General features: G+C 70.4%; 15 protein-coding genes. 11 read left to right on the plus strand and 4 right to left on the minus strand.

The features are described from left to right. Nucleotides 1-13 precede the first annotated feature (13 nt). Nucleotides 14-694 carry a GntR family transcriptional regulator gene (locus ACIHCQ_RS00460; RefSeq protein WP_399656295.1) on the minus strand — a complete coding sequence of 227 codons (681 nt, stop codon included), beginning with the start codon at nucleotides 692-694 and terminating at the stop codon, nucleotides 14-16. 110 nt (nucleotides 695-804) lie between these two features. Between ACIHCQ_RS00460 and ACIHCQ_RS00465 the strand changes: the two genes are divergently transcribed. Further along, the gene (locus ACIHCQ_RS00465) at nucleotides 805-1,251 is read left to right on the plus strand and encodes a hypothetical protein (protein WP_399656297.1); all 447 of its coding nucleotides are present in this window, start codon (nucleotides 805-807) and stop codon (nucleotides 1,249-1,251) included. 15 nt (nucleotides 1,252-1,266) lie between these two features. On the opposite strand, the gene ACIHCQ_RS00470 is transcribed toward ACIHCQ_RS00465, so the two are convergent. Then, a complete protein-coding gene (locus ACIHCQ_RS00470; RefSeq protein WP_399656299.1) occupies nucleotides 1,267-2,715 on the minus strand; it encodes a hypothetical protein in 1,449 nt (482 codons plus the stop codon). Nucleotides 2,716-2,807: 92 nt separating this feature from the next. Here ACIHCQ_RS00470 and ACIHCQ_RS00475 point away from each other — a divergent pair, with 92 nt between their 5' ends. The 8 genes from ACIHCQ_RS00475 (at nucleotide 2,808) to ACIHCQ_RS00510 (ending at nucleotide 13,352) form a co-directional block, all read left to right on the plus strand. Next, on the plus strand, nucleotides 2,808-6,518 hold the full coding sequence (locus tag ACIHCQ_RS00475; protein WP_399656301.1) for a hypothetical protein: 3,711 nt from the start codon (nucleotides 2,808-2,810) through the stop codon (nucleotides 6,516-6,518). A 63-nt stretch (nucleotides 6,519-6,581) separates the two neighbouring features. After that, on the plus strand, nucleotides 6,582-7,175 hold the full coding sequence (locus tag ACIHCQ_RS00480) for a type 1 glutamine amidotransferase family protein (RefSeq protein ID WP_399656303.1): 594 nt from the start codon (nucleotides 6,582-6,584) through the stop codon (nucleotides 7,173-7,175). After that, nucleotides 7,172-7,681: a MarR family winged helix-turn-helix transcriptional regulator gene (locus ACIHCQ_RS00485; protein ID WP_399656305.1), complete on the plus strand. Its 510-nt coding sequence runs from the start codon at nucleotides 7,172-7,174 to the stop codon at nucleotides 7,679-7,681. The genes ACIHCQ_RS00480 and ACIHCQ_RS00485 overlap by 4 nt, the downstream gene beginning before the upstream one ends. Nucleotides 7,682-7,917: 236 nt before the next feature. After that, nucleotides 7,918-9,627: a protein kinase gene (locus ACIHCQ_RS00490; RefSeq protein ID WP_399657524.1), complete on the plus strand. Its 1,710-nt coding sequence runs from the start codon at nucleotides 7,918-7,920 to the stop codon at nucleotides 9,625-9,627. Between the two features lie 143 nt (nucleotides 9,628-9,770). Next, entirely contained in the window at nucleotides 9,771-9,986 is a 216-nt protein-coding gene (locus ACIHCQ_RS00495) for a hypothetical protein (RefSeq protein WP_399656307.1), read from the plus strand. Nucleotides 9,987-10,399: 413 nt separating this feature from the next. Beyond that, nucleotides 10,400-11,590, plus strand: a complete 1,191-nt coding sequence (locus ACIHCQ_RS00500; protein WP_399657527.1) for a sensor histidine kinase — start codon at nucleotides 10,400-10,402, stop codon at nucleotides 11,588-11,590. Beyond that, on the plus strand, nucleotides 11,587-12,288 hold the full coding sequence (locus ACIHCQ_RS00505; RefSeq protein WP_399656309.1) for a response regulator: 702 nt from the start codon (nucleotides 11,587-11,589) through the stop codon (nucleotides 12,286-12,288). Before ACIHCQ_RS00500 ends, ACIHCQ_RS00505 begins: the two co-directional genes overlap by 4 nt. A gap of 98 nt (nucleotides 12,289-12,386) precedes the next feature. Further along, nucleotides 12,387-13,352, plus strand: a complete 966-nt coding sequence (locus tag ACIHCQ_RS00510; protein ID WP_399657530.1) for an aldo/keto reductase — start codon at nucleotides 12,387-12,389, stop codon at nucleotides 13,350-13,352. A 369-nt stretch (nucleotides 13,353-13,721) separates the two neighbouring features. Here ACIHCQ_RS00510 and ACIHCQ_RS00515 read toward each other — a convergent pair whose 3' ends face one another. Together ACIHCQ_RS00515 and ACIHCQ_RS00520 are read right to left on the minus strand one after the other, a co-directional pair. Beyond that, entirely contained in the window at nucleotides 13,722-14,213 is a 492-nt protein-coding gene (locus ACIHCQ_RS00515) for a hypothetical protein (RefSeq protein ID WP_399656311.1), read from the minus strand. Between the two features lie 30 nt (nucleotides 14,214-14,243). Then, a complete protein-coding gene (locus ACIHCQ_RS00520; protein ID WP_399656313.1) occupies nucleotides 14,244-14,651 on the minus strand; it encodes a hypothetical protein in 408 nt (135 codons plus the stop codon). A 155-nt stretch (nucleotides 14,652-14,806) separates the two neighbouring features. Here ACIHCQ_RS00520 and ACIHCQ_RS00525 point away from each other — a divergent pair, with 155 nt between their 5' ends. After that, a complete protein-coding gene (locus ACIHCQ_RS00525) occupies nucleotides 14,807-15,643 on the plus strand; it encodes a Scr1 family TA system antitoxin-like transcriptional regulator (protein WP_399656315.1) in 837 nt (278 codons plus the stop codon). Beyond that, a complete protein-coding gene (locus ACIHCQ_RS00530; protein ID WP_399656317.1) occupies nucleotides 15,640-15,876 on the plus strand; it encodes a DUF397 domain-containing protein in 237 nt (78 codons plus the stop codon). Before ACIHCQ_RS00525 ends, ACIHCQ_RS00530 begins: the two co-directional genes overlap by 4 nt. The last annotated feature ends 9 nt before the right edge of the window (nucleotides 15,877-15,885 follow it).

The following is a 15,885-nucleotide window of genomic DNA, read 5'->3' on the forward strand; positions in this document are numbered from 1 at the left end:
CTCAAGTCCTTGCTCACCGCTCCAGCCGATCCGCCCAGGCCAGCGAATGGTCGTTGTACGCGCTGACCACGGCGCGCGCCGCCTCGACGTCACCGGCGCCGACGGCCTCCACCAGCTCCCCGTGCCCGCTCCACAACGAGTCCGACAGATTCTCGTCCCCGCGCAGATACGGCACGGCGAACACCCAGGTCTGGACGCGCAGTCGGTGCAGGAAATCGGAGATGTAGCGGTTGGCGACGACCGAGGCGAGTTCGCGCCAGAAGCGGAGGTCGTAGCCGATGAGGATGTCCACGTCCCCGCAGCGGGCCGCACGGCCGGCCTCCTCGCCCCGGCGGCGTATGGACACCAGCGCCTGGCCCTGCACCGAGGCGGGGCCGTGCAGGATGGTGTGCCGGAAGATGCCGTCCGTGATCATGGCACGCGCCTCGATCATGCAACGGTAGTCCGGGACCGAGAACTGGTGGACCTTGAAGCCCCGGTGCTGGTCGGAGTCGAGCAGCCCCTGTGCGGAGAGATCGACGAGGGCCTCGCGGACGGGGGTCGCGGAAACGCCGTACTGCTCGGCGATCTGCTTGACCGTGAATTCCTGTCCGGGCTGCAAACGCCCTGCCAGCACCTCGTCACGCAACGCGTCGGCGATCTGCTGGCGCAGGGTGTTGCGGGTGACAGCGGTACTGCTGCCGGTACCGCGCATCGTGGCCTTCTCCTTTTCCCCGGGGTCCCGGACACGATAGGCCAGCGGTGGAGTGTCAGACGCGGGGCGTACGGTCCTGAGGCGGAAAGGGAGCTGAGAGGGAGGCGCGTATGACCGACGTCTTCGAGGCGGCCACCGGCGACGGACCGCCGTCTGCCCGGCCCCACCGGGAACGTACCGGCGAAGTGCGGACGGCCTTCGAGGGCCTTCTCCAGATTCGCCGTGTGACGAAGTCCGCGCCCGCGGCCTGGGAGCTCAACCAGATGGTGCGCGCGATCTCCATCGTGCTGGAGGCGTCGGGGTTCCCGCCGTCCGCGCTCGATGCCTCGGGTGCGAGGACGGCGACGGGGTACCGCGTACGCCCCAGTGAGGACAGCCCTCGGATGGTCCGCGTGGACTGGCTGGGCCCGCCGGGCGGCGGGGCGGCGCAGGAGGAGGAGGCCAGGCTGACCGAGTGCGCGGCGGCGCTGGCGCGGCTCGGCTGGGAGGCGCTGCTGTACCGGGGGCCGCGGCGTCGCCGCTTCCTGGAGGTCGAACCGGCGATGCGGAACCCCTGAGGCGACTGGACTCCACTAGGAAGCCTGGGAAACCTGGGAAATACGCACGTAGACGGTGACGCGCGCCCGCCCGACCGTCCTGTCGGCACGCTCCTCGAAGTACGTCCGCAGTACCTCTCGCTTCGCCTCCTCCCCGGCCACCGCGTCCAGCGGCCTGCCCGCCAGGTCCCGCACCACCACGATCCGAGGGCTCGCCAGCATCCGGGAGCGGATCACCGCGGGGTCGGCCTCGGTGCCGAAGAGCGTGTCCGAGGCGCGGGGCGAGCGGTCCAGCGACAGGTCGGTCAGACCGTGAAAGGCGTGAGGGTGAACCAGCGTGTACTCGCGCCGCCTCGCGGGCGTGAAGAGCAGGCCGTCGCCGGTCCTGCCCGCATCCCGCACGGCGAGGGCGACCGCGCCGACATCGGACGTACGGCTCTCGGGCGAGCGCAGATCCGGGCCGTACACGGCGAGGCCGGCCAGCGCCGCCGCGACGGACGACAGCGCGAGCAGCCTCGTCCAGTAGCGGTCGAGCAGCGCGCCCAGCAGCAGCGCGAGCCCGATGACGTACGGCAGGACATACCGGTCGAGGAAGAGCGGGCGCAGATACGAGACCGCCAGCAGCAGGCCCATCGGCAGCACCAGGAGCGGCAGCGCGACCGTGCGAACGGACGCGGCGGCCCGGGTGCACGCGCAGGCCCAGCCCAGCAGAGCCAGCACGGCGAAGGGCACGAGCTCGTGCGTGCCGGGAGCGCCGATCCAGTCGACCTGCGCGGATTGGGTGGTGCTGAAGAGGGCGAGGGGCGTGAGCCCCGCGACCACGCAGCCGGCCGCCACCATCCACCCGCGTGCCGGACCGCCGGCCCGGAAACGGGACCACCACACGGTGACGCCGTGCGCGAGCAGCGCGAGCACCGCGAACTCGTGCAGCAGGCAGGCCAGCAGCATCACCACCCCGTACGCCACCCACCACCGCTTCAGCAGCAGCCACGTCCCCCACGTGACCAGCGCGCACACCAGCGCGTACGAACGGCCCTCCTGCGCGTACTGCTGCGCTATCGGCAGCAGCGCGAGAACAAGCCCGGCCAGCAGCCCGGCCCGTGGTCCCGCCAGCCGCCGGCCGATCAGCGCGACCCCTGCGGCCACCGCGCACATCGCCAGTACGGACGGCAGGCGCAGGGCCACAAGACCGCCGTCCCAGACGGCGAACACCGCGTGCATGAAGAGGTAGTACAGGCCGTGCACAGCGTCGACAGAGCCGAGCGTGCGCCAGATCTCGGGCACGGTCCGGTGCGCGAGCTCGTACGTGACCGCCTCGTCGCCCCACAACGTCCCCTCGCGGCGGATCCCCCACATCCCGAGAAACAGAGTCAGGGCCGCCGGAGCCAGGACAACCGCATGCGCGGAACGCCTGGCTTCGGTACGTAGTACGCGACGCGGTGCGGGACGTAGTACGGGACGTAGTACGGCTGCGGTCTCGATCATGCACCGAGTCCAACGACCGCCGCATTGATGGGCAGCCCCCTCCCGCCACACCAATCAATTCCATGTCGCGTACGTCAATTACGCTCCGGGGCATGGGGCGTCGCGAGAAGCCGTTGGACCCGGCCGCCGGTCCGGTCCAGCGTTTCGCGTACGAGCTGCGCAAGCTCCGCGAAGAGGCGGGCGGCCCGACCTACCGGGCGATGGCACAGCGGACGGACTACTCCGCCCCCACCCTGTCCGCCGCCGCTGCCGGTGAAAGGCTGCCTTCGCAGGCCGTCGCCCTCGCCTACGCCGCCGCGTGCGGCGGGGAGCCGGCGGACTGGGAGAGGCGCTGGAGACAAGCCTCGGCAGAGGAGGCGGCGGACCAGGCAGCCGGGGCGGACCACGACCGTGCCTCCTCTCCGTACCCCGGACTCGGGCGGTTCGGGACCGACGACCGCGAACGCTTCTTCGGCCGGGACGACCTCATCGCCGATCTGGTGGAGCTGACCGGGCGGCGCAGATTCGCGGCCCTGGTGGGGGCTTCGGGCAGCGGCAAGTCATCGCTGCTGCGGGCCGGACTCGTACCGGCCTTGCGAACGGGGCAGGAGCCGCTGCCTGCCGCGATACGTGTCCTCACGCCCGGCGAACACCCCGCCCGCACGCACAAGGCGCTGCTGACCGACGACGCGGTGGTCTTGGTCGACCAGTTCGAGGAGGTCTTCACCCTCTGCCACGATCCGGCCGAACGCGCCGAGTTCATCGAACTGCTGCTGGGCTCCGGAGCGCGTGTCGTCATCGCCGTACGGGCGGATTTCTACGGGCGGTGCGCCGAGCACCACGGGCTGGCCGACGCCCTGCGGGACGCCACGCTCCTGGTCGGGCCGATGGCCCCGGCGCGCCTGCGGGAGGCGATCGTCGGGCCCGCCACGGTCGAGCGGCTGATCGTGGAGCGCGCCCTGACCGCTCGTATCGTCGCCGATGTGGCGGACGAGCCCGGCGGGCTCCCGCTGATGTCCCACGCGCTGCTCGAAACCTGGCGGAGGCGGCGGGGCAGGACGCTGACGGTGGCCGCGTACGAGTCGATCGGCGGCGTACAGGGCGCCATCGCGCACACCGCCGAGGAGATCTTCACCGGCTTCAGCGAGGCGCAGGCGCGCACCGCGCGTGCGCTGCTGCTGCGCCTGGTCTCCCCGGGCGACGGCACCCAGGACACGCGCCGTCCGGCCCATCAGGATGAGCTGGCCCGGCTGGACGGACCAGTCGACTCCGCGGCGGTGCTGGAACGTCTCGTACGGGCACGGCTGCTGACCACCGACGCCGCCACCGTGAACCTCGCCCACGAGGCGCTGATCACCGCCTGGCCGCGGCTGCGCGGCTGGATCGAGGCGGACCGCGAGCGGCTGCGGCTGCACCGGCGGCTGACGGAGTCGGCACGGATGTGGGAGGTGCTGGGACGGGACGCGGGGGCGCTGTACCGGGGCACCCAACTGGCCGCGGCGAGCGAGGCCTTCGCCGCTCAAGGGACCCGGCACGCCGAACTGACCGTTCCGGAAGGAGACTTCCTCACCGCCTCCCTCGAAGCGCACGACCGCGAACAGCGGGCGGCGGCCCGCACCACCCACCGGCTGCGCGGCCTGACCGTCACCCTGTCCGTGCTGCTCTGCCTCGCCGTCGTCGCTGGGCTGGTCGCGTGGCAGCAGAGCCGTACGAGTGCGCGGCAGGCGGAGCAGGCGGAAGCCCGGCGGGTGGCCGCCGTGGCGGGCACGCTGCGCCAATCGGACCCGGTGAACGCGATGCGGCTGAGCCTGGCGGCGTGGCGCGTCGCCGATCTGCCGGAGACGCGGGAGGCGCTGTTCGGGGCGGCTGCGCAACGTGATCTGGACCTGTTCACCGTCGCCGACGCTTCGCAGTTCCCGTTGGACGACAACACGGCCGACAACAGCGTCTGGGCACGGCTCAGCCAGGACGGCCGTATCCGTACGGTGGTCGGCCCGGACCGTACGGACCGCTGGGACATGGTCACGCGGCAGCGGCTCCCCTCCTTCAAGGGGCTGGGTCCGCACGCCGGACGAATCGATGACGTCAGCCGCGACACCCGGACCGTCGCCGTCCGTACACCGCAGGGCGTACGGATCTGGGATCTGGCCGCGGGCCGCCTGACCGGCCCCGCGTTCGGGCCCTCGGGCGACGCGCATGAAGACGCGTATGAAGGCGGATTCGCGCCGACCGGCCGTACTTTCGTCGTCCAGAGCCACTCCCGTGCCAAGGGCGGGCCCACGGTTGAGCTGTGGGACGCGCGCAACGGTCGGCTGCTGCTCATGCTGGAGCAGCGGGCACGCCGTACGGAGGTCAGCCCCGACGACCGCTTGCTGGCGTCCTGCGGGGACGACGGCCGGATGCAGATCTGGGACGTACGGGAGCGCCGCAGGCTGCACACGCCCTGGGCCGACAAGGACAGGGCCGGGCAGAAGCTCTGCGACCTCCAGGACTTCGAGTTCACGCCCGACAGCCGGGGTCTGGGCGTGACCACGGACACGGGGCTGCTCACCTGGGACGTACGGTCGGGGCGCGAACGCCCCCGGATAACCGTCGCGGGCCTGTCGGAAGCGGAGTTCAGCGAGAGCGGCGACTACGCGGCGACGATCGCGGCGCAGGAGATCCAGCTCTGGCGGACCGCCGATCCGTCCGCGCCCGTCCTGCGCCACCGGCTGACCGGTGGCAACGTCAGCGGGCTCGCCCTCGATCTGAAGGGCGGGGTCCTGCGGTACGTGGAGGGCGACAACGTCGCCGGCGCCATACGTACTGTCGCGCTCGACGGAGCGGTGGAGGGGGTGTGGGAGCAACAGCCGTTCACCAGCGCCCGTTTCAGTCCGGACGGCAGCGCCCTCGCCACCACCACCGTGGAGCGCGGGAAGAACCACGAGGTCCAGCTGCGGGACGGCGGGACCGGCCGCCTGCGGGCCGCCTTTCCCAGTGCGGTCTGCGATACCTGCGCGCGGATCCCCGTGACGGCTTTCAGCCCGGACGGCCGCGCCTTCGCCCATGTCAATGCCTCGGCCACCGTCACCGTACGCTCGACCGACGACGTCACAGGCACAACAGGCACAACAGGCACAACAGGTGTCACGGGCTTTGTGTTCGGCGGCCGGTCGTCGCTGTTCGTCTCGCATTCCCCGGACGACATCGAGGAACGGAATCTCACAGAGCACACATCGGCCAAGCTCCCCCGCAAGCGGTACGGCACCCTGCTGGCCCAGTCTCCCGATGGGCACCTCCTCACCGACGAACACCAGTTGATCGGCCCCGGGACTGGCCGGACCCAACGCGTCCTGCCCGGTGAGAGCGCCGTCAAGGCAGTGGCGTTCAGCCCCGACGGGCGTTACCTCGCCATGGCCGACCACTACGGCCGCGTCACCCTCTGGGACGGCCACGGCGAGAACCGCCTTGCCCTGCTCAGGCCCGCCGTGGCGGACCCCGGCGCACGGCCCGACTGGCGCATCCCCGCGCTCGCGTTCTCGCCCGACAGCCGCACCGTCGCCGTGGGCGACGCGGACGGTGCGGTGCGCCTGTGGGACACCGCGTCCCCGCGCGCCGAGGGCTCACCCCTCCCGCCCGCGAACGGCGCGGTCCTGGCCCTGGCCTTCGACGCCGACTCCTCGCACGTACGGGTCACCACTCCGCATGTGGCGGTCCGCTCGTACCCGCTGGCGCCGGAGCGTACGGCGGAGGCGGTCTGCGCGCGGGCGGGCGGTGGCCTGTCGCGGGACGCGTGGAAGACGTACCTCCCGACCGTGGCGTACCGGGACACCTGCCATCATTGACAGCACACTGTCGATATGACAGCCTTCTGTCATGTCCGATCGCGCACGTCGATGGAGGGCACCATGACCCGCAGGACCGTTCACCTCGCCGTCTACGACACGTTCGCCGACTGGGAGACGGGCCACACCACCGCCCACCTCACCCAGCACGGCTTCACCGTGCGGACGGTCGGGCCGACCACCGACCCCGTCACCACCATGGGCGGCGTCCGCGCCCAGCCGGATCTCGCGCTCGACGCGCTGAACCCCGAGGACAGTGCCCTCCTCATCCTCACCGGCGCGCACCTCTGGGACGCATGCGACGACCTCGCCCCCTTCGCTGCCAAGGCCCGCGCGTTCCTCGACGCGGGTGTGCCGGTCGCCGCGATCTGCGGGGCCACCGCCGGGCTCGCCCGCGAGGGCCTGCTCAACGACCGCGCGCACACCAGCGCCGTCTCCTTCTACCTCGACGCCACCGGCTACCGGGGCGGCGACCACTACCGCGACGCCGACGCCGTCACCGACCGGAACCTGATCACCGCGGGGCCGACCGAGCCGGTCGCGTTCGCCCGCGAGGTCTTCGCCCTGCTCGGTGTGTACGAGGGCGAGAAGCTGGACGCCTGGTACCGGCTCTTCCACGACTCCGACGCGTCCGCGTACGAGATCCTCAGCTCATGACCCGCCGCCCCGAGACTCACCCACAGGACCTGCTCAGCCGGACAGCGCTCGGCGTCTTCCGGCTGAACGGCCAGTTCCTCGCCGTATCCGAGGTGCTCGCGAAACCGGGCGGGCTGACGGCCGCCTGGTGGCAGGTCCTCGGAGCCGTACTGCGCGAGCCGCTGCCCGTCGCCGGGATCGCCCGCGACATGGGGATCACCCGCCAGAGCGTGCAGCGCATCGCCGATCTGCTCGTCGCGCGCGGCCTGGCGGCGTACGAGCCCAACCCCGCCCACCGCCGGGCCAAGCTGCTCCGCCCGACCGAGGAGGGCCGGGCCGCGATCCAGAAGATCAACCCGGGTCACGCGGCGCTGGCGGCCCGCCTCGCCGAAGCCCTGGGCCCCGACCAATTCGCCGAGACGGCACGGGTGCTGGAGCAGCTCTCCCAGGCCCTCGACACGATCGACCCGGGCACGCTCAACGAGCTCAACGAGCTCAACGAGCTCAACGAGGCGACGCAGGAATGAACGGCGATCCGCCCGTTCTCGCCGGTCGTCCGGCCGAGCTCCACTGCCCCGAAGGCGGCCTTCAGATAGTCGATGAGGCCTGCCGTGTCCTGCGAAGTGAATCCACGGCTTGACGGCCATGGCAGTCTTCTCCTCGCATATGGGTACGGGGTTGCGAGGCCGAGAGCAGGAGCGAACGAAGCCAGATCCTGACCTACATGCCCCAAGAGTCCGGTACGGGGAAGGGCCGCGCGGCAATGGAGCAGTTGGCACCAGGAGATCCACCACAGATCGGCGAATACCGGCTGCTGGCACGCCTCGGCGCCGGCGGCATGGGGCAGGTCTATCTCGCCCGTTCCGACCGTGGCCGCACGGTAGCCGTCAAGCTCGTACGCCAGGAGCTCGCCGCCCAGGAGGAGTTCCGCAGCCGCTTCCGCCAGGAGGTCAGGGCCGCGCTGCGCGTCGGCGGGGAGTGGACCGCGCCCGTCCTGGACGCGGACACCGAGGCCGCCGTCCCCTGGGTCGCCACGGGCTACATCGCGGGCCCGTCCCTCCACAGCGTCGTCTCGGGCGGCGATCACGGGCCACTTCCCGAGCGCTCCGTCCGCATCCTGGCCTCCGGCCTCGCGCACGCGCTGGAGAACATCCACGGCGCGGACCTCATCCACCGTGACCTCAAGCCCTCCAACATCCTGATCACCATCGACGGCCCGCGCGTCATCGACTTCGGCATAGCGCGCGCCCTGGAAACGGTCACGGACGGCGGCCTCACACGCACGGGCGCACTCGTCGGCTCCCCCGGCTTCATGGCCCCCGAGCAGGTACGCGGCGACCGGGTGACCGCCACCGCCGACATCTTCTGTCTCGGGGCGGTTCTCGCGTACGCGGCGACGGGCCGTTTCCCGTTCGGCTCGGCCGACAGCGGCGTCCACGCGCTGATGTTCCGTATCGCGCAGGAGGAACCGGACCTGACGGGGGTCCCGGAAGGCCTGCTCGACCTCGTACGGGACTGCCTGGACAAGGACCCCGGGGCCCGCCCGTCACTGGCGGAGATCCTGGAGCGTACGAGCGCGGGTACGACGTCCGACGCGGACGGGGAGCCATGGCTGCCGGGTGCGCTGATCGCGCAACTCGGCCGCCACGCGGTGCAGTTGCTGGAGGTGGAACAGCCGAAGGAACGCCCCCAGCTCCCCCCGGCACCGACGCAGCCACCGACGATGACCTCAACGGCGTCCGCCTCCCCGAAGCCCCCCGCCCCGCTCCCGCTGCTTCCGCCACCGCCGCCGTTCCCGGTCGCCGAGACGGTGCAGTCGATGGCATACGGCTACCCGCCGCAGTCGCCACCCCCCGCATACGGCCATGGGTACGGCTACCCCCAGTACCCCGAGCCCCCAGTACCGGCATCGCCACCGCGCCGTCGCCGCGGACCCGCCATCGCCCTCATCGCCGTGGCCCTGGTGGTCGCGCTCGGCGCGGGCGGCCTCGTCTACGCGCTCATGGGCGACGACGACGGCAAGTCCGCCGCCCCCGCCCCGAAGCCGGGCCCGACGAACACGGCGGCCCCCACCACCCCCAGCCCGCAGACGCCGTCCGCCACCCCGTCGAACGCGCCCGCCACCACCCCCGCGAGCGGCGACGTCCCGGCGGAGTACGTCGGCACCTGGCGCGGCTCCTTCGAGACCGCCGACGGCACCAACACCCGCGTCATGACGATCACCCAGGGCACGACAGGCGACACGGTCATGACCCTGAGCGGCACCGGCCCGAACTACGACTGCGGCTGGCAGGCCACCCTCCGCGCCCCGGGCCCACCCCTCGAACTCGGCCCCACCCAGGTCACATCCGGGGACCGAAAGCAGTGCGCCCCCGGCCAGTGGAGCCGCCTCGACATGCCCGACGAGACAACGATCGTCCGTGAACTGGTGGGCTCGGGCGGCTCACCGATCACGTACACGAAGTCCAGTTAGGGAGTTTCGTCCAGATCACCGGGAAGTCGGGGCGCCGGCCTTCCGACCGACGCCCCGTACGGTTCACCCCGTTTTCAGCGCCTCAGTAGGCGATCTGGCCGGTGCTCCGCCTCGTTCCCTCGAATTGGATGTAGAACTCGGTTGTGTCCCGCACATTCGTGGCGGCCAGCACCCACCGCCCCGTCGTGGCCGTCTTCCAAGCGTTGCAACTGCCGGTGGCCCTGAAGCAGGTCCTGACCCGGCGGGTGGCATCGCTGATCTTCACGTTGATGTCGACGCAGCTGGCGGTGGTGCGGGCGTACGAGCCCGTAGCGGGCCAGTGCGCGTTGCTGCTGCCGCTGCCCGGCGTACCGGTGTAGTTCCTCGGGGTGTCCAGGCAGGCCTGAACCGTTGTGGGCGCCTGCGCCGAGGCACTGGCCGGGCCGGTCGTCGCAACGGCCACTCCTCCCCCGAGCAGTACGGCGGTCAACGCGAAAGGAGCGATACGAGTTTGCATTCGCACGAGATTTCCCCCTCAGTGTGGAGTGCTTCCGACATCGCAGAAACTAACGTCCGTCATACCTTCACCACGTCAACCCAGGGGTGCACCTTCTGACTGGACCCCTGGCGGTACCGGTAAACCACAGCTGTAGACGCGGCGACCGCCGAAGGCTGCGGCCGGCCGGCCGCCACCGCCCCGTACGGGCGCCGTGCCCGTACGCTGCCGCCCGTGCGAAGGACGAAGCGAACGCTCCGAGCGGCACGACCGTCGTTACTCGACGCCACCCTGGCCATGGCCTTCACGGCGGTGAGCGTCCTGTTGAGCCGCGAGCCCCCGCCCAGCAGCGAGTGGCAGACGCAGGACGCCCTGGGCCTCACGCTGACCTGCCTGATCAACGCGCCCCTCCTGGCCCGAAGGAAAGCGCCCGTGGTGGTGTGCACGGTCGCCTGCTCCCTGTGGGCGGTGTTCATCGCCCTCGACTACTGGCCGGTCGTGAACTCCATGGGCCCCGCTCTCGCCCTCTACACCGTGGCCTCCCTGTGTCCCCTGCGCCCCGCCGTCGTCTGCACCGTGCTGGTGGGCGCCGTCTGGGCGTACGCCGGGATCCGGGCCGAGCAGGGTTCCATGGCCACCGTCGCCGCCCAGGCCGTCGTATTCCCGGCCGTCGCCTGCCGGTTCGGTATCGCCGCACGGATCTCCACGCAACGCGCCGAGCGCCTCGCCGAGTTGGCGCGGCAACTGCGCCACGAGCAACGGGACCGGGCGCGCCGCGCGGTCGCCGAGGAGCAGCGGCGCATCGCCCGCGAGCTGCACGACGTGGTCGCCCACCACATGTCGGTGGTCAACGTGCAGGCAGGAATGGCGGGTTATGTCTTCGACTCCGCGCCGGACACCGCCCGCGGGGCGCTGCGGGCCATCGCGGAAACCAGCCACGAGGCGCTGGGAGAACTGCGCCGCATGTTGACCCTGCTGCGCACCGGACCGGACAACGTCCGCGACGGGGACCGGGCCGACTCGGAGGAGGGAAACGCCGGGGACACACCGTACGCGCCGATGCCTGACCTCGCCCGTCTCGGGGAAGTGGCGGAACGGGTCAGGGCCGCCGGCGTACCCGTCGACCTGCGAATTGAGGGAGAGCCCCGGTCGCTGGCGCCCGGTGTGCAGCTGTGCGCCTACCGGGTGGTGCAGGAGGCGCTGACCAATGTCATCAAACACGCCCCCTCGGCGAGCGCCACCGTGCGCGTCGAGTACCGGCCCGGGGAACTACTGGTCCACGTCACCGACGACGGTCGGCGGGATCGCTCACTTCCGGCCAATATCCCTCCTTCGTCCGGACTCGGCTTGATCGGCATGCGGGAACGCGCCAGGCTCTACGGCGGAGCGGTGGACGTCGGTCCGCGGGCCGAAGGGGGATTCAGCGTGCGCCTCATTCTTCCCACCTCGGCGAGCGCCGGGCCCGGGGGGAGTGGGTTACCGGGATGATCAGGGTGCTCGTGGTCGACGACCAGTACCTGATCCGTGCGGGGCTCGTCGCACTGCTGCGGGCGGCACCCGGCGTGGAGGTCGTGGGTGAAGCGGCCGACGGTGAAGAGGCGGTGGCCTGCGCGGCCCACACCCGGCCAGATGTGATTCTCATGGACATCCGCATGCCTGGCATGGACGGCACCACCGCCACCGAACGCATCCTCGCCGAGGCCGTCGGCCGCGCCCCGGAGTCCCCGTCCGGCAAGCCCGCGCTGCCGCGCGTCCTCGTGCTCACCACCTTCGACCTCGACGAATACGTGTACGCGGCGCTTCGCGCCGGAGCGTCCGGGTTCCTCCTCAAGGACACCGGCCCGCAGCGGCTGCTGGAGGCGATCACCGCCGTCGCAAACGGTGACATGCTCTTCGCGCCGAGCGTCACCCGCAGACTCATCGAGTCGTACGTCCAGCGCGCGGAACCGGTCCCGGACACCCCGGCCGCCCTTGAGGCGCTCACCGCACGCGAACGCGAGGTGCTTCAGCTCACGGCCAGAGGCCTGTCCAACACCAAGATCGCCGAACAGCTGTACATCAGCGAGGCGACCGTCAAGACACATTTGAACCGCACCATGACCAAGCTCGACCTCGGCAGTCGTGCCCAGGCCGTCGTGATCGCCTACGAGACCGGCCTCGTCGTACCCGGCAGCTCCGCCGGCTGAGTGTGCCGCCGTCCGCACGGGAAAACGGTTCTGCGTGCGGCCGGATCGCGCCTATGGTCGTCCGCGACGACGACCGTGACATGACGTGGAGGACGACTGTGCGCTACCGCGACCTGGGACGCAGTGGAATGTCGGTGTCCGAGATCGGCTACGGGGCCTGGGGAATCGGCGAGACCCATTGGGTGGGCGCCACGGAGGACGAGTCCGTACGCGCGCTGCACCGCGCCATCGACCTCGGCGTGAACTTCATCGACACCGCCCGCGGCTACGGCGAGAGCGAGCGGATCGTGGGCCGGGTGGTCCGCGAGCGGACCGGTGACCAGGTGTACGTGGCGACCAAGGTGCCGCCGAAGAACGGCATCTGGCCCGCCCCCGACGGTCTTGACCCCGCGACCACCTTCCCCGGCGCGCATATCCGCGACAGCCTGGAGACCAGTCTGCGCACCAGTGGCCTCGACCACTTCGACGTACTGCAGTTCCACGTCTGGAGCGACGAATGGGTCGGCCGCGGCGACTGGCTGGAGACCATCGCCGAGCTGAAGCAGGAGGGGAAGATCCGCCTGTTCGGCGTGTCCATCAACGACCACCAGCCCGACAACGCCCTCGCCCTCGTCCGTAGCGGCGTGGTGGACACCGTGCAGGTGATCTACAACATCTTCGACCAGGCCCCGGCCGACACCCTGCTGCCCGCCTGCCAGGAACACGGGGTCGGCGTGATCGTCCGGGTCGCCCTCGACGAAGGCGGTCTGACAGGCCGGATCAAGGCCAGAACCACCTTCCCCGAGGGCGACTTCCGCAGCCGCTACTTCCGCGGCGACCGTCCCGCGCAGGTCGAGCAGCACGTCAACGCGATCACCGCCGATCTGGGGATCGCCTGCGACGAGATCGCGGAGACCGCCCTGCGGTACGTGCTCAGCGCACCGGCCGTCTCCACCGTCATCCCGGGCATGCGCAGCGTACGGAACGTGGAGCGCAACACCGTCGTGAGCGACGGCCGCCCGCTGACCGCAGACCAGCTCGCCGTGCTCGCCAAGCACCGCTGGCAGCGCAACTTCTACGCCTGACTGAGGTACGGCCGGGGTCTCCATGGCCGGGCTGTTCAGTGGCTGCTGAGGAGGCCCTGCGCGAAGCCACCGTCGACAGGGAACTCGACGTTGGTGGTGAAGGTCGCGTCGGCAGCCAGGAACAGGGCGGCGGAGGCCACCTGGAGGGCCCGCCGGTGCCCGGGCGCCGGCGGGCCGGTACGAGGAAGGCCGCCAGTCTGCTGGCGTCCGCTGCCGGGGCGCGCGCGTCGGTGGGGCCCCGCTGCTGCCGGCCGAGCGCGGCGACGTCGACCGGATCACCGCCGCCGTACGGAAGGCGCTCGGGGACGCGGGGTTCACGGAGGCGTCCGGGCGGGTCGCCGAGCTGGGCTGGGAGGCCGAGTCAGAGGCTCACGCCTCGAAATCCGTCATGCCGTACTCGACGGATTCATAGTCGCCAAGGTCCACTTCGTCGTCCCATCCGGCGACTTCGCCGATGAGCGGCGGCACCTCTATCCGGCTCCAGTCGACGGTGACCCTGACCGCGTCCCCGAGGCTGCCCATGAACATCCGATCGGACAGTGTCCCGCCGTCCGCGGCCTCGTCGAAGTCGTAGCCGACAGGCTCGCCCGGACCCTTGAACGTGATGTCCGGATAGCCGTCGATCGCGATGGTGATGAACGGGTGGAGGTCGATCGACTGCTCCCGTTTGCCGTGCTGGTAGACGTCCAGCGTCAGTTCCGCGCCGTACCAGCACAGCAAATACAGGTTGATCTCTTCGGCCAGCTCCCCGGCAAGGTCGGCCTTCACCTCATCCAGGGTGCCCCTGATGAAGTGCGCGTCCATACGGGCGCCCCCTGGGCTCACGCCGAAGGCCAGGTCGTAGAAGCTGAGTTCAGTCATACCCGGGACGGTAGCGGCCACCACTGACAGTCACTCCAGTAGTGCGCACGCTGCCTTGTTCAGCAGCACCGGGTGTACGAACCGGCTGTCGGGGGTCGGCGGTACGCGCCAGGCCAGCGGCCAGGTAAGGCCGTGCAGGGCGGGCACCGGCACGTAACTCACGTGGCACGGTCCCGCGTTGAGGCGGATGGTGCCGCGTGGCCAGTGGCGGTGGGACGTACTCCCCGCCGGTACGAGGAAGTAGACGGATCGCCACCCGGACGACTCGATGACGATGGGGCCGGGTTCGCCGTCCGTCAACTCCTCGATGAAGTCGGCGAGCCTGCGCCCGTCCTCGCCGTCGACCCGTACCGCGTCGAATTGCACGCCTGCCTTGCGGAGCTGGAATCCAGAGGCCGGAATCCAGTCCAGGTTCACTTGGCGACTTTCTGTATTCATAGGGACATTCTGAGTGACGACGACTAGCGTTTTCCATGGTCACGCGGGTGGCGTCGGGCAGGGTCGACCGGTCCCAACAATCGTCCCGCTGGGCGAAATTCGGCATGGATCGGTTGGGACCGGTTGAGTCCGGTCGAGTCGAAAGGTGATCGGAAATGGCACGAGCAGAGAACAAGGAAATGGCAGGCCCAGCGACGCGTCTCGTGGCCGATGTCGCAAAGCACCTGCGCAACAGGAGGCACTGGACACAGGACCAGCTGGGCAAGCAACTCGGCTTCTCCGGCGCGGCAGTGAGCGCGATGGAGACGTGCGCGCAGCCCGCGAGCGACGAGATGCTCGTCGCGCTGGAGCGGGTGCTCGGGGAGGGCACCGGCATCTTCGAGCACGCGCGGGACTACGTACGGCTGGACAAGTACCCGGCGCAGTTCAAGAATCACGCGCTGCTGGAGCTCAAGGCGGTGGGGCTGTGCCTGTACGCGCCGATCGCCGTCCACGGTCTCTTCCAAACTGAGGAGTACGCGCGGGCGCTGATCAGCGGTGGGTACCCGCCGCCCCCGCAAGAGCGGGTCGACGAGTTGGTGGAGGGAAGGATGGCACGGAAGGCGCTGTTCGACCGGGAGCCGATGTCGCTGATCGAGCTGGTGCTCGAAGAGTCGGTGCTGCATCGCGGGATCGGGAGCGAGGAGATCATGCGTGCCCAGATGTCGCATCTCGCGGAGTGTGCGCGGCGGCGCAACGTGACGCTCCAGGTCCTGCCGAGGAACTGCGGCTTCAGCGGCGAATACGCGGGCGCTCGCGGCGAGCTGAACCTGGTGGAGACTCCTGAGCACGACCGTCTTGCCTATCTGGAGATCCAGGGCGAGAGCTTGCTGTTCACCGAGCCGGGAAAGGTGAGTACATACGCACAGCAGTATGCGAAGATCCGAGCACAGGCCCTGGGTCCTCGTGAATCGCTGGACCTTATCGAGCGGTTGGCAGGAGATTGGCAATGAGTAACACCCTTCGGTGGTTCACCTCCAGCTACAGCGACGACACCGGTGGCAACTGCGTCGAGGTCGCCATCGACTGGCGGACGTCCTCATACAGCGACAGCGGCGGCGGCAACTGCGTAGAGATCGCCACCTGCCCCCACGCCGTACACCTCCGCGACTCCAAGCTCCAGAACAGCCCCACCTTCACCGTCGCCCCCACCGCCTGGACGAACTTCCTCGCCTGGGCGGACTGAGGAGAAGCA

The sequence above is a fragment of the Streptomyces sp. NPDC052236 genome (assembly GCF_044548015.1).
In the GTDB taxonomy this organism is placed as follows: Bacteria; Actinomycetota; Actinomycetes; order Streptomycetales; family Streptomycetaceae; genus Streptomyces.

Bases quoted from the DNA above. Each gene is read 5' to 3' on its own strand.
- ACIHCQ_RS00460 (WP_399656295.1), bottom strand. From the start codon at position 694: ATGCGCGGTACCGGCAGCAGTACCGCTGTCACCCGCAACACCCTGCGC.
- ACIHCQ_RS00465 (WP_399656297.1), top strand. From the start codon at position 805: ATGACCGACGTCTTCGAGGCGGCCACCGGCGACGGACCGCCGTCTGCC.
- ACIHCQ_RS00470 (WP_399656299.1), bottom strand. From the start codon at position 2,715: ATGATCGAGACCGCAGCCGTACTACGTCCCGTACTACGTCCCGCACCG.
- ACIHCQ_RS00475 (WP_399656301.1), top strand. From the start codon at position 2,808: ATGGGGCGTCGCGAGAAGCCGTTGGACCCGGCCGCCGGTCCGGTCCAG.
- ACIHCQ_RS00480 (WP_399656303.1), top strand. From the start codon at position 6,582: ATGACCCGCAGGACCGTTCACCTCGCCGTCTACGACACGTTCGCCGAC.
- ACIHCQ_RS00485 (WP_399656305.1), top strand. From the start codon at position 7,172: ATGACCCGCCGCCCCGAGACTCACCCACAGGACCTGCTCAGCCGGACA.
- ACIHCQ_RS00490 (WP_399657524.1), top strand. From the start codon at position 7,918: ATGGAGCAGTTGGCACCAGGAGATCCACCACAGATCGGCGAATACCGG.
- ACIHCQ_RS00500 (WP_399657527.1), top strand. From the start codon at position 10,400: ATGGCCTTCACGGCGGTGAGCGTCCTGTTGAGCCGCGAGCCCCCGCCC.
- ACIHCQ_RS00505 (WP_399656309.1), top strand. From the start codon at position 11,587: ATGATCAGGGTGCTCGTGGTCGACGACCAGTACCTGATCCGTGCGGGG.
- ACIHCQ_RS00515 (WP_399656311.1), bottom strand. From the start codon at position 14,213: ATGACTGAACTCAGCTTCTACGACCTGGCCTTCGGCGTGAGCCCAGGG.
- ACIHCQ_RS00520 (WP_399656313.1), bottom strand. From the start codon at position 14,651: ATGAATACAGAAAGTCGCCAAGTGAACCTGGACTGGATTCCGGCCTCT.
- ACIHCQ_RS00525 (WP_399656315.1), top strand. From the start codon at position 14,807: ATGGCACGAGCAGAGAACAAGGAAATGGCAGGCCCAGCGACGCGTCTC.
- ACIHCQ_RS00530 (WP_399656317.1), top strand. From the start codon at position 15,640: ATGAGTAACACCCTTCGGTGGTTCACCTCCAGCTACAGCGACGACACC.